An 11691-nucleotide genomic window follows, 5' to 3' on the forward strand; every position below is an offset into this window, starting at 1 on the left:
CACTACTATGCTGGAGGGGTGATGACCACGATGCCGCAACGGGAGTTGACGATCGCCGTGCCGGACGATCGACGCAAACAGCTGGGGGCATTTTTGCGCGCCCGCCGCGAAAGCCTCGATCCGCAGCGCCTGGGGTTGCCCCGCGTGGGCCGCCGGCGCACGCCGGGCCTGCGTCGGGAAGAGGTGGCGATGCTCGCCGACGTCGGCGTCACCTGGTACACCTGGCTGGAGCAGGGGCGGGAGGTGAATCCGTCGGAGGCGGTGCTGGTGGGGGTCGCGAATGCCCTGCAGTGCAGTCCGCTGGAGACCCGGCACCTGTTCGTACTGGCGGGGCTGACCCCGCCGGAAGCCACCCAGGTGACGGTGTGCGAAGGCATCAGCCCCGGCACCCGCCGGATGCTGGACAGCCTGATGCCGCAGCCGGCCAGCATTCAGAAACCGAACTTTGATATTGTGGCCTGGAACGACAGCTTCTGCCGCCTGATGGGCATCGATTTCGCCACCCTCCCGGAAGAAGATCGCAACTGTATTTATCTCTATCTGACCCATGAGACCTGGCGCAGCCGGATCGAAAATCGCGATGTGCTGCCGACCTTCGTCTCCTATTTCCGCGCCGCGATGGCCGAGCACCGTGGCGATCCGGCGTGGGAAAACAAGCTGGCGCGCTTTTTCGCCGCCTCGTCGGAGTTTGAAGCGCTGTGGCATCAGCGTTACGAGGTGCGCGGTGTGGAAAACCAGATTAAACATTTTAACCACCCGCAGCTCGGGCGATTCAGTCTGCAGCAGATGTACTGGTATTCGGCGCCGCGCAACGGTTCGCGCCTGCTGGTCTATCTGCCGATGGACGAGGCGGGCGAGCAGGCGCTGGCGTGGCTGGACCAACATTAATCACAAGGAATCAGATGGCTGGCAATGTGCCATCTTCGGGTATTCCCGGCCGGCGCTGCTGGACGGTTCCCTTACCCTCCGGGAGAGGGGTAGGGAAAGCACTGTCGGGAAGTCCTGTATGTGATCTACGACTTCAGCACACATTGCGCTCCCGATACGCCTTCTGCGTTATGTCACTCATGGCGCAGGGAGCGCACAGGGGGCGGCCAGTCGCCGCCGCCCCCTGTACCCCCGGGCTCCGGCCAGCAACATCGCCACTGCGTGGTGCCTTCGACTTATCCCTGCAGGCTTCGGGTCGGGCCGAGGCAGCGTCCGTGCAAAACACGGCCCTCAGCCCGCATCCATGCGGCCTGCCGGGAACGTCTCAGCGATGTTGAGGCCGCCAGCATCGGCAGTTTCAGCAGCCCCAGGACCCGCGGTGATTTGGGTTTGTAGGCCGGGTAAGGCGTACGCCGCCACCCGGCAGAAAGGCGAGCACATTAGCGAACAGGTTTGTCATCAGTCTCAAGGAATGCCTATGAACGTAACCCGAAAAGAGCAGCGCATTATTCAGCGCGCGCTGAACGCCTGGCAGGCCAGCGGGGAGTTAACCCCGTCGGACAGTCAGCGGCTGGCGCACACGCTGCGCGTCTCCCCCTTCGACTGGCGGCGCCTGAGCCGCTACGCCTTCTGGACCGCGCTGGCCTGCGTGCTGATTGCTCTGGGCAGCCTGTTCGCCGACAGCGAGCTGGTGGCGTGGCTGCTGAGCCTGTTCAGCCACTCGGCGCTGACGCGGATCCTGCTGCCTGCGCTGCTGGCAGTCGTCTGCTACGGCTGGGGCTTTCGCCGCCAGCGACGGGAAACGCAATGGCACTACAGCACCGAGGCGATTTTGTTTCTGGGCGTCGTCTTTACCGCCGTGTCGCTATGGCAGCTTGGCGAACGGCTGGATAACGGCAGCGGCCATATCGCACCGCTGTTTCTGGCCGGATGCGTGATTTACGGCGCCATCGGCTATGTTGCCCGCTCCGGGCTGGTGTGGCTCTTTTTTCTGCTGGCGCTGGGCAACTGGTTCGGCGCGGAAACCGGCTACGTCTCGGGGTGGGGCGCCTACTGGCTGGGCATGAACTACCCGATTCGCTTCGTCCTGTTCGGCGGCGCGCTGCTGGCGCTCTGCTACGGCGCGCAATCCCTGCTTCGCCAGCGGCAGCTGTTTACCGTCAGCAAGGCGATGGGCCTCACGTACCTGTTTATTGCGCTGTGGATCCTGTCGATTTTCGGCAATTACGACGCAGACAGCTGGTACCAGGTGAGCCAGGCGCGACTCCTGCCGTGGGGGCTGCTGTTTGCCGTAGCGGCCGGCGTCTGCATTTTTATCAGCCTGAAAACCGATGACGGAATGCTGCGCGGCTTCGGACTAACCTTCCTGGCGATCAATCTCTATACCCGTTTCTTTGAGTTTTTCTGGAACGGGATGCACAAAGTGCTGTTTTTCCTGATCCTTGCCGTCTCGCTGGCGGTGATTGGCCGCTATGCCGAGCGCATCTGGCACGCCGGCGAAGGGCAGGTGGAGAAAAAATAAGCTCGCGTTGAGAACGCTAACCCCTCAGGCCGCGCTCAGTCGCGGCCTTTTTTCGCCCCTGATTCCAGTTTCAGCACATTTTTCTGCGATTGGCTGCAAATGAGCATAGGCTTGCCGGGCATCTCAAAAATTAGCCTTTAAGGCAATTTGTCTTCTATGCTAACCTCCAGAAGAAGGGAGTCTGATGTTCAGATTGGTTGTGCATGTGGACGTTAAAAAGGAATTGCAGGCGCTTCCGCCCATTGTCCAGGCGAAGATGATCCGGCAAATAGACAAGTTACGCCAAAATCCCACCGCGCTGAGAGAACCTGACAGTAAACCGCTGGGGCAGGGGCTATTTGAAATTCGTGCGTTAGGTTCGGTACAGGGGCGAGGGATCTACGTTTTTCAGCAAGGCAAGACGCTCTTTCTGCTACGGGTTTTTGTCAAGAAAACGCAAAAAACCCCGTCATCGGAAATTCGCCTGGCGCTGAAGCGATTAGAGGAGATGCGCAATGAGTAAAAAGATCATTGACTGGGATACGTTAAAAACAGAACTGCTTAGCCAGCCTGAGGTTCAGGCTGCATTCGATGCGCAAGAACGTCAACAGCGATTACGTACTATGCTGGCGCAATGGCGCGAGCAGGCGGGGCTGACCCGAGCCCAGGTGGCGCAGAGGATGGGGGTGAGTGCGCCGACGGTCTCCAGAATGGAAGCCAATATCACCCGCGCCAGTCTGGATACCTTAACGCGATACGCGTTAGCCTGTGGAATAAAGCACCCACAAATTTTACTTTACTAACGCCCTCGGTGGCGATTCACTTACCGGCTCAAATTAACGACAGGCCGCACGGACCCCAGGTCGGGTAAGCGAAGCGCCACCCGACAAAACAACGGCGCATCGGGCTACGGTTCCGGGGAACAGTGAATGGGTGCGCTCTGCTGCCCTCACCCCGGCCCTCTCCCACAGGGAGAGGGAGAAACCGGCAGTTTCAGTCGCGCAAGTGGGTAAATCACCAACAGGTCGCACGAACCCCAGGCCGGGCAAGGCGTGAGCCGCCGCCCGGCATAAAAGCCGCTCCGCACCCGCTGCCCGGCGGCGCTGCGCTTGCGCGGGCCTACGGTGAGAGGTAACTATATGATATACATTGTTATGTAGGCCGGGTCAGGCGTAGCCGCCACCCGGCAATAACAAGCAGCACCAGAGGCGCCCGGTGAAAGGCGCCTGGTGGAGAGATTAAATCTCGGTAATGGTCGTCGACTGCGGCAGACGCGACTTCGGCAGGGTGGCGTTGAAATCTTCCACGCTATGGTGGCCAACCGGGACCACCACCAGGCTGGTGTAGCCCTGGGCTTTCAGGTCAAATTCCTCATCGAGGATCGCAAAATCAATCCCTTCGATCGGCACGGCGTCGAGGCCCATCGCCGCCACGCCCAGCAGGAAATTGCCGACGTTGAGATACACCTGCTTCGCCATCCACTGATCGTCATCTTTCAGCTCTTTGCGGTGCATATCGGCAAAGAAGGTACGACCCTTGTGGTTAGCGGCTTTTGCGTCCGGGGTGGCGAAACGGCCATCGGCCTCTTCCTGATCCACCACACGCTGCAGCCAGGCGTCGTCCATCGCGGTTTTCGCGCAGAACACCACCACGTGCGAGGCGTCGAGAATTTTGCGTTCGTTGAACACGTAGGTGCCGCTGGCGGCTTTGGCTACGCGAGCTTTCCCTTCATCGGTGCTGGCGACGATAAAGTGCCACGGCTGGGAGTTGGTGCTAGACGGGCTGTACTGCAGCAGCGTTTTCAGCTGTTCGGCTTCGCTGGCAGTCAGCTTTTTCGTGGCGTCAAAGGCCTTGGTGGAATAGCGCTTTAAAGCGACCGATACGATATCCATAACTCTTCCTCACAGTTTACAGCACCTTACCGGTGCGTTAAGGAGAGGAAGAGTACAGCGAAGATCGCCAAATGATAAGGGTGAAAAATGCGATAACACTTATCGCATTTGGCTGAAAATCAGCGCGGACGCAGGCGCTGCTGGGCCTTTTTACTCAGCTTGTTCACCACCTGATGCCACGAATCGTCAATCAGCTCGGCCAGCAGATCCTCGCTGATATCCTCTCCCGGCACCACCGTGATCCAGTGTTTCTTGTTCATATGGTAGCCCGGTTCGATACTGCGATAAATTTCCTGATTGAGCAGCGACTTCTGCGGCTCAGCCTTCAGGTTGACCAGCGCCCGGCCGCGAATGGTCATTGTGATCATAAAGATACGGCCATCGACCTTAAACACGTCGTACTCTGGCCCAAAAGGCCAGCAGTGCTCGGTAAACGGGTAGGTCAGGGCGATACGATGAGCGCAGGGATGCAGCATCTCGGGGGTCATTAGGCGTCCGCCTCATGCAGGGCGTTCCACATGGCTTCAAAGCCGAGGGCGATAATCTCCCGGGCGCGCTGCGGATCGTGGCTGGCGAATTCGATGGTGGTCTCCGCCAGCGACAGAAACAGGGCATCGCCAAAGGCGCGGTACGCCTCGCTGAGAAAAATCTCTTTCACCGACAGTTGGCACATTTCGTTGAGCTCCGGGAAGCTCTCTTTTACCTGGCGACGGGTTTCGTCGGTGATGCGCTCGCTGAGCGCCATCCGGCGGATCGCCTTGTGCTCCATCGGGTTGCGCACGCCCCAGTCGATATAGCTGTTCCAGATATTGCGCGCGTTCTCTTTCGGGCGCTTCTCGTGCGGATCCAGCCCGGCGATCATTGTGCGCACCAGGCGCAGCTTAATCGCGAGGTACAGCTCGTTGAGCAACTCATCCTTGGTGGCGAAATAGCGAAACAGCGTCCCCTCGGCCACCCCAGCGCTGCGGGCGATGGCCGACGTCGAGGCGGCGATGCCGGACTGGGCGAAAGCCGCGGTGGCAGCTTCCAGTAACGCTTGCTTTTTATCTTCACTCTTTGGACGAGCCACTACTTTTTTCCTCACGCAGGTTTAAACAAACCGCCGATCTTTGCACGTCTGACCAGGTCGCTGCAACGGCGGAACGCAAAAATTGAAAATCGTCTTGACGACTTTCATCACTTTCCTAATAATGAGTGCGTACTCACTCATAATCAAGTTATATCACAAAGCCTCCGGGATGGGGGCTTTTGTCTGGTCAGGATATGAACCGTGTCACTTTTAGCGTGGTCGCCATCATGTTACTCGCAGCAGCAACGACATTGCCGTTTGTCCTCAATGCCGGTTTTGGTAAGGCGCCGCAGGGGGCACAGCTTAGCCAGGTGGAAGCGTCTCCCCACTACCGGGACGGCCAGTTCCATAACCAATTGCCCACGCCAGGGTTCACCGGGCAGAAAAATATGCTGGCGGCGTGGTGGGATTTCCTGATGACCAAACGGGAAAACGCCCGTCCCGCTCAGCCGCTGCCGCTGGTGAAGACCGACCTGGCGACGCTGCCCCTGGGGCAGGATGTGATGGTCTGGCTCGGCCACTCCTCCTGGTACCTGCAGCTGGCAGGAAAACGTATCCTGATCGATCCGGTGTTCAGCGATTACGCGGCGCCGTTCTCCTTTATCAATAAAGCCTTTCCCGGCGACTATCCGTGGCGGGCGGAAGGGATGCCAGACATCGATCTGCTGATCATCTCCCACGATCACTACGACCATCTGGATTACGCCACCATCCGCGCCTTGCTGCCGAAAATTAAGCGGGTCATTACGCCGCTGGGCGTCGGGTCGCATCTGCGCTACTGGGGGATGGACGGGGCGCTGATTACCGAAGCGGACTGGCAGCAGGCGATCCCGGTCAGCGATGAATTCACCGTTCACGTTCTGCCGGCGCGGCACTTTTCCGGCCGTGGACTGAAGCGTAACCAGACGCTGTGGGCCAGTTTTCTGTTCGTCACCCCGCAGCAAAAAATTTATTACAGCGGCGACAGCGGCTATGGGCCGCACTTCAAAGCGATTGGTGATGAATTTGGTCCGGTTGATCTGGCGATTATGGAGAACGGGCAGTATGACCAGGACTGGAAATATATTCACATGATGCCGGATGAAACGGCTCAGGCTGCCGACGACCTGCGCGCCCGCGCGGTGCTGCCTGGGCATGCAGGACGGTTTGTTCTGGCGAAACACAGCTGGGATGAACCGTATCAACGGCTGGCGGCTGCCAGCGAAGGAAGGGCCTGGCGTCTGCTGACGCCTATGCAGGGCGAGCCGCTGTGGGTCGCCGATAAGACGCAATCATTTAACGCCTGGTGGCGCTAAGCGCCAGTGCAGTTTCAGAGGAGAGAGCATATGACGATTTCCGCTCAGGTGATTGACACTATCGTCGAGTGGATTGATGACAACCTGCATCAACCACTGCGTATTGATGATATCGCTCGCCATGCCGGGTATTCGAAATGGCATCTGCAACGGCTGTTTTTACAGTACAAGGGAGAGAGCCTTGGGCGCTATATTCGTGAAAGGAAGCTGCTGCTGGCCGCCCGCGATCTGCGCGACACCGATCAGCGGGTCTACGATATCTGCCTGAAGTATGGCTTCGATTCGCAACAGACCTTTACCCGCGTCTTCACCCGGACCTTCAACCAGCCGCCGGGCGCCTACCGCAAAGAAAACCACAGCCGCGCCCACTGAGGCGCGCTCTCCTGGTTTACCGTTCGAGGGAAAACCAGCGACGCCACACCCAGCGCAGCACCAGAAATTCAAGGGTGCCCAGCGCTAAGAACCACAGACAAAACAACACCGTATAGAGCTGGTTGAGATCCATCATATGGAATGTCTCAACCAGCTTTTGCGCCAGCGTCAGGCCCAGCGAAGGCGCGGGCAACAGCAGACAGGAGAGCAGGGCCAGCAGTAAGATCCCGGCGGCGGAGAGAAGCGTTTCCAGCGGATGTTTCATGTCATGTTAATCATCAGTTAAAAAACATATTGTCCGGTAAAATAATGCTTAACGCAATATGCTTTGTTTTTTTACTCTCTATAACACGGCTATTTTAAATATTATTGCCTGCCATTCGCTCTCATGTTAATTAATCTGAAATAATTTGTAATTAAGTTAATTGCAGCCGGATGTAAATTAACGTCATTATTATGCCAGCGCTTTTACAAAACTATAAGTGCTATATCCCACCAGCGTGGCAACAATGATGGCCAGCAGGATGTACAGCGCCAGACGGCGTCCTCGGTAGATTCCAAACATATTTAACCTCGTTTAGTTTTGGTTTATTAATATTCTGTAATATTTATCTTGTGAATTAACTTATCACACATTTTGTATTTTGCGAAAAATTTAGGCGGATATTGGATCACATTTTTACCGGCTTTTTAGCCACGTTTTACTTCATTGGCCAGGAATGATTTCAGGCTTTCCGATTCACGGAATTTATAAGGAAAATGTAATTTGACCAAGATGAATAACCCAAAGTTTACGACGCCCTCGGGCGACACCGCGCCACGGCAGGTCTGGCAGCAGACCGTTGACGCAGTGCTGGCGCAGACAAAAAGCCAGGCCGCTGGGTTAAATTCCGCAGACGCCGCCGAGCGCCTGAATACCTTTGGTCCGAATGCCCTGCCGGAAAAGAAGGGTAAACCGGGCTGGCTGCGCTTTCTCGCCCACTTTAACGACGTACTGATTTACGTGCTGCTGGCTGCCGCGGCGCTGACCGCCATTATGGGTCACTGGGTCGATACCCTGGTGATCCTCGGCGTGACGGTGATTAACGCCCTGATCGGTCATATCCAGGAGAGCAACGCCGAAAAATCCCTGCAGGGGATCCGCAACATGCTCTCCAGCGATGCCCGCGTCCAGCGTAACGGCAAACATGAGACTATCCCGACGCGCGACCTGGTTCCAGGGGACATCGTTATCCTGCGCGCCGGCGACCGCGTACCAGCGGATATGCGCCTGATTGAAACCCACAACCTGCGGGTGGAAGAGGCGATCCTCACCGGCGAGTCGACGGTGGTGGATAAAATCACCGACGCGCTGGAGGGCGACCTGCCGCTGGGCGACCGGGTGAACATGGTCTTCTCCGGCACCACCGTCAGCGCTGGCGGCGGCATCGGCGTGGTGACCGCCACCGGCGCGGAGACCGAACTCGGCCATATCAACCAGATGATGGCGGGCATTGAGAAGCACCGTACCCCGCTGCTGGTGCAGATGGATAAGCTCGGCAAAGCGATTTTTGTCATTATCCTCGCCATGATGGTGGCGCTGTTTATCTTTAGCCTCGCGCTGCGGGATATCCCGATGGGCGAGCTGCTGCTGTCGCTGATTAGCCTGGCGGTGGCCGCGGTACCGGAGGGGCTGCCGGCGATCATCTCGATTATTCTGTCGCTGGGCGTGCAGACGATGGCGCGCAAGCGGGCGATTATTCGTAAGCTGCCGACCGTGGAAACTCTCGGCGCCATGACCGTGGTCTGTTCGGATAAAACCGGCACTCTGACGATGAACGAAATGACCGTCAAAGCGATCATCACGGCAGACTGCTGCTACCGGGTGGAAGGCGACAGCTATGAGCCGCAGGGACGGATCTTCCTTGAGGGGAGCGACGAGCCCGTGCAGGTTCAGCCCGGCACCGTGCTGGAGACCTGGCTGCGCACCATCGACCTGTGTAACGACAGCCAGCTTACCCAGGATGAGCGCGGTCTGTGGGGGATCACCGGCGGGCCGACCGAAGGGGCGCTGAAGGTGCTGGCGGCGAAAGCGCAGCTCCCGGCGGTGGAGGCCCGTCTGGTGGCCAAGATCCCCTTTGACTCACAGTACAAATATATGTCGACCCTGCAGCACATCGATGGCGAGGCCCGGGTGCTGATCACCGGTGCGCCGGACGTTATCTTCGCCATGTGCCGCGAGCAGATGAGCCGCCACGGCGCGGTGCCGTTCGAGGCGCAGTACTGGGAAGAGGAGATGGCGCGCTTCGCCCGTCAGGGACTGCGCATGGTGGCGGCGGCCTGTAAGCCTGCCAGCCTTGATGCCACCACCCTCAACCATGAGGACCTGCAGGAGGGGCTGATTTTCCTCGGCATCGCCGGGATGATGGATCCCCCGCGTCCGAAAGCCATTGACGCCATCCATGCCTGCCAGACCGCCGGGATCCGCGTGAAGATGATCACTGGCGACCACCCGCAGACGGCGATGAGCATCGGCCAGATGCTGGGGATCACCAACAGCAGCCAGGCCATGACCGGCTACCAGCTGGAGCACATGGACGATGCGGCGCTGGCGAAGGCGGCGGTGGAGTACGACATCTTTGCCCGTACCAGCCCGGAGCATAAGCTGCGCCTGGTGAAAGCCCTGCAGGATAACGGCGAAGTGGTCGGCATGACCGGAGACGGCGTCAACGACGCGCCGGCGCTGCGCCAGGCCGACGTGGGTATCGCCATGGGTATCAAAGGTACCGAAGTCACCAAAGAGGCGGCTGACATGGTGTTGACCGATGATAACTTCGCGACCATCGCCAGCTCGGTAAAAGAGGGCCGTCGGGTCTATGACAACCTGAAGAAGACCATCCTCTTCATCATGCCGACCAACCTGGCGCAGGGGCTGCTGATCATCATCGCCCTGCTGGCGGGGAACATTATTCCGCTGACCCCGGTGCTGATCCTGTGGATGAACATGGCGACGTCGGCGACGCTCTCCTTCGGCCTGGCCTTTGAAGCCGCAGAGCGCAACGTGATGAACCGCCCGCCGCGTAAAACCGGCCAGCACGTGATGGATGGCTTCGCCGTGTGGCGAGTGGCTTTTGTCGGGTCTATGATTGCTATTGCCGCCTTTATCCTTGAGGCCTGGCTGGCGCCGCGCGGCCACAGTCCGGAGTTTATCCGCACCGTGCTGCTGCAGATGCTGGTGACGGCGCAGTGGGTCTACATGATCAACTGCCGCAGCAGCGACAGCTTCTCCCTGAGCATGGGTCTGCTGCGCAACAAAGGCATCTGGCTGGTGACCGGTGTCCTGCTGCTGATGCAGCTGGTCATTATCTATGTCCCGCTGATGCAGAGCATGTTTGGTACGGAAGCGCTGCCGCTGCGCTACTGGTTTATCACCCTGGTCATCGGCGTCGCCATGTTCCTGGTGGTGGAAGTTGAGAAGCGCCTGACGCGCCGGTTCCGCAAAACGGCTTGATTGATCTCGCGCGCCTCGCTGCAGGCGCGCGTTACTTTCGCAAGGATCCCCCTATGATTAAAACCTTCCGCTTTGCTCTGCTGGCCTGCGGTCTGGCCGGCGGCGCCCTGACGGCGACCGCCGCGCCGGCGGTGCCGGTCCGCGTCGCCACGGTCGAACTGGCGCCTCATGCTGAAGAACGCGCGATCCCCGGGCGGGTCGAGGCGATCCGCGCCGTCGACATTCGCGCGCGCACCGAAGGGGTGATAGTTCAGCGCCACTTCCAGGATGGCCAGTATGTTACCGAGGGCGACCTGCTGTTTACCCTCGACGACGCGCAGCCCCGCGCGGCCCTGGCCCTGGCGCAGGCCGAGCTGAAAAGCGCCGAAGCCTCATTACGTCAGTCGCAGCAACTGCTCACTCGCTACGAGCGGCTCATTAACAACCACTCCATCAGTCGCAACGACGTCGACACGGCCCGGATGCAGCGCGACGTCGCCGCCGCCGCCGTGCAGCAGGCGAAAGCCCGCGTCGAGGCCCAGCAGATTGTGCTCAGCTACACCCGGATTGCGGCGCCGGTGACCGGTCGCGTGGGGCACAGCGCCTTTCACGTCGGGACGCTGATTAACCCATCCAGCGGCGTGCTGGTGGACATCGTGCAGCTGGATCCGGTGCGGGTGTCGTTCGCTCTCGACGAAGCCGCATTTTTCAGCAAATCCGGCCAGCATGCCGACATCCACGCCCTGAAGCAGGCGTGGCTGGCGCAGATTGAGGTGGATGGCAAACGGCGCGATGGGGTGTTGACCTCCATCGATAACCGGATTGACGCCCGCACCGGCAGCGTGGCGGTGCGGGCGGAGTTCGCCAATCCGCAGCACCGTCTGCTGCCGGGCGGCAGCGTAACAATCCTGTTCCGTCCGCAGGAGCTGCAGTCACGGGTGATGATCCCGGCCGCCGCCGTGCAGCAGGATCCGCAGGGCTTTTTCAGCTGGGTGCTGAAGCCGGACCACACCGCCGGGCAGCGTCGTCTGACCCTCGCGGGGCAGCAGGGGCAGCAGTTTGCGGTTGAGAAAGGGCTGCAGGCGGGCGAGCAGGTGATCACCGACGGCGCGCAGCGTTTACGCGAAGGCGCCGCGGTACAGGTGCTGAACTAAGTAAGGAGAAGG

Annotated in this window: 12 protein-coding genes; 8 read left to right on the forward strand and 4 right to left on the reverse strand. The window is 59.4% G+C overall.

What is annotated here, in order from left to right:
• Positions 1–21: 21 nt before the first annotated feature.
• From SPE70_RS06280 to SPE70_RS06295, 4 genes are all read left to right on the forward strand, one after another.
• Positions 22–888: a helix-turn-helix transcriptional regulator gene (locus SPE70_RS06280; protein ID WP_008805530.1), complete on the forward strand. Its 867-nt coding sequence runs from the start codon at positions 22–24 to the stop codon at positions 886–888.
• A gap of 517 nt (positions 889–1405) precedes the next feature.
• Positions 1406–2449 carry a DUF2157 domain-containing protein gene (locus SPE70_RS06285; RefSeq protein ID WP_064170485.1) on the forward strand — a complete coding sequence of 348 codons (1044 nt, stop codon included), beginning with the start codon at positions 1406–1408 and terminating at the stop codon, positions 2447–2449.
• 184 nt (positions 2450–2633) lie between these two features.
• Entirely contained in the window at positions 2634–2951 is a 318-nt protein-coding gene (locus SPE70_RS06290) for a type II toxin-antitoxin system RelE/ParE family toxin (protein WP_012542526.1), read from the forward strand.
• Positions 2944–3231, forward strand: a complete 288-nt coding sequence (locus SPE70_RS06295) for a helix-turn-helix domain-containing protein (protein WP_012542525.1) — start codon at positions 2944–2946, stop codon at positions 3229–3231. The genes SPE70_RS06290 and SPE70_RS06295 overlap by 8 nt, the downstream gene beginning before the upstream one ends.
• A 435-nt stretch (positions 3232–3666) precedes the next feature.
• On the opposite strand, the gene nfsB is transcribed toward SPE70_RS06295, so the two are convergent.
• The 3 genes from nfsB to SPE70_RS06310 form a co-directional block, all read right to left on the reverse strand.
• Positions 3667–4320 carry an oxygen-insensitive NAD(P)H nitroreductase gene (nfsB, locus tag SPE70_RS06300; RefSeq protein WP_012968755.1) on the reverse strand — a complete coding sequence of 218 codons (654 nt, stop codon included), beginning with the start codon at positions 4318–4320 and terminating at the stop codon, positions 3667–3669.
• Between the two features lie 119 nt (positions 4321–4439).
• Positions 4440–4808, reverse strand: a complete 369-nt coding sequence (locus SPE70_RS06305; RefSeq protein WP_008805536.1) for an MmcQ/YjbR family DNA-binding protein — start codon at positions 4806–4808, stop codon at positions 4440–4442.
• Positions 4808–5389 carry a TetR/AcrR family transcriptional regulator gene (locus tag SPE70_RS06310; protein ID WP_012968754.1) on the reverse strand — a complete coding sequence of 194 codons (582 nt, stop codon included), beginning with the start codon at positions 5387–5389 and terminating at the stop codon, positions 4808–4810. The genes SPE70_RS06305 and SPE70_RS06310 overlap by 1 nt, the downstream gene beginning before the upstream one ends.
• Before the next feature lie 179 nt (positions 5390–5568).
• On the opposite strand from SPE70_RS06310, the gene SPE70_RS06315 reads away from it, so the two are divergent.
• Together SPE70_RS06315 and SPE70_RS06320 are read left to right on the forward strand one after the other, a co-directional pair.
• Positions 5569–6684, forward strand: a complete 1116-nt coding sequence (locus SPE70_RS06315) for an MBL fold metallo-hydrolase (protein ID WP_162493283.1) — start codon at positions 5569–5571, stop codon at positions 6682–6684.
• Between the two features lie 30 nt (positions 6685–6714).
• On the forward strand, positions 6715–7056 hold the full coding sequence (locus SPE70_RS06320; protein ID WP_002893035.1) for a RamA family antibiotic efflux transcriptional regulator: 342 nt from the start codon (positions 6715–6717) through the stop codon (positions 7054–7056).
• 16 nt (positions 7057–7072) lie between these two features.
• On the opposite strand, the gene SPE70_RS06325 is transcribed toward SPE70_RS06320, so the two are convergent.
• Positions 7073–7321, reverse strand: a complete 249-nt coding sequence (locus tag SPE70_RS06325; RefSeq protein WP_008805539.1) for a DUF1158 domain-containing protein — start codon at positions 7319–7321, stop codon at positions 7073–7075.
• A gap of 501 nt (positions 7322–7822) precedes the next feature.
• Here SPE70_RS06325 and SPE70_RS06330 point away from each other — a divergent pair.
• Both SPE70_RS06330 and SPE70_RS06335 read left to right on the forward strand, forming a co-directional pair.
• Positions 7823–10546 (forward strand): cation-transporting P-type ATPase, encoded by a 2724-nt coding sequence (locus SPE70_RS06330; protein WP_168443362.1) that lies wholly within the window; start codon positions 7823–7825, stop codon positions 10544–10546.
• 53 nt (positions 10547–10599) lie between these two features.
• A complete protein-coding gene (locus tag SPE70_RS06335) occupies positions 10600–11679 on the forward strand; it encodes an efflux RND transporter periplasmic adaptor subunit (RefSeq protein WP_032729548.1) in 1080 nt (359 codons plus the stop codon).
• The last annotated feature ends 12 nt before the right edge of the window (positions 11680–11691 follow it).

This window comes from Klebsiella sp. ZJOU C1, assembly GCF_035620215.1.
Taxonomy (GTDB): Bacteria; Pseudomonadota; Gammaproteobacteria; order Enterobacterales; family Enterobacteriaceae; genus Klebsiella; species Klebsiella variicola.

What these genes read in the sequence shown, in the direction of transcription:
- SPE70_RS06285 (WP_064170485.1), top strand. Translation starts at nt 1,406, where the DNA reads ATGAACGTAACCCGAAAAGAGCAGCGCATTATTCAGCGCGCGCTGAAC.
- nfsB (WP_012968755.1), bottom strand. Translation starts at nt 4,320, where the DNA reads ATGGATATCGTATCGGTCGCTTTAAAGCGCTATTCCACCAAGGCCTTT.
- SPE70_RS06280 (WP_008805530.1), top strand. Translation starts at nt 22, where the DNA reads ATGACCACGATGCCGCAACGGGAGTTGACGATCGCCGTGCCGGACGAT.
- SPE70_RS06320 (WP_002893035.1), top strand. Translation starts at nt 6,715, where the DNA reads ATGACGATTTCCGCTCAGGTGATTGACACTATCGTCGAGTGGATTGAT.
- SPE70_RS06295 (WP_012542525.1), top strand. Translation starts at nt 2,944, where the DNA reads ATGAGTAAAAAGATCATTGACTGGGATACGTTAAAAACAGAACTGCTT.
- SPE70_RS06325 (WP_008805539.1), bottom strand. Translation starts at nt 7,321, where the DNA reads ATGAAACATCCGCTGGAAACGCTTCTCTCCGCCGCCGGGATCTTACTG.
- SPE70_RS06290 (WP_012542526.1), top strand. Translation starts at nt 2,634, where the DNA reads ATGTTCAGATTGGTTGTGCATGTGGACGTTAAAAAGGAATTGCAGGCG.
- SPE70_RS06305 (WP_008805536.1), bottom strand. Translation starts at nt 4,808, where the DNA reads ATGACCCCCGAGATGCTGCATCCCTGCGCTCATCGTATCGCCCTGACC.
- SPE70_RS06335 (WP_032729548.1), top strand. Translation starts at nt 10,600, where the DNA reads ATGATTAAAACCTTCCGCTTTGCTCTGCTGGCCTGCGGTCTGGCCGGC.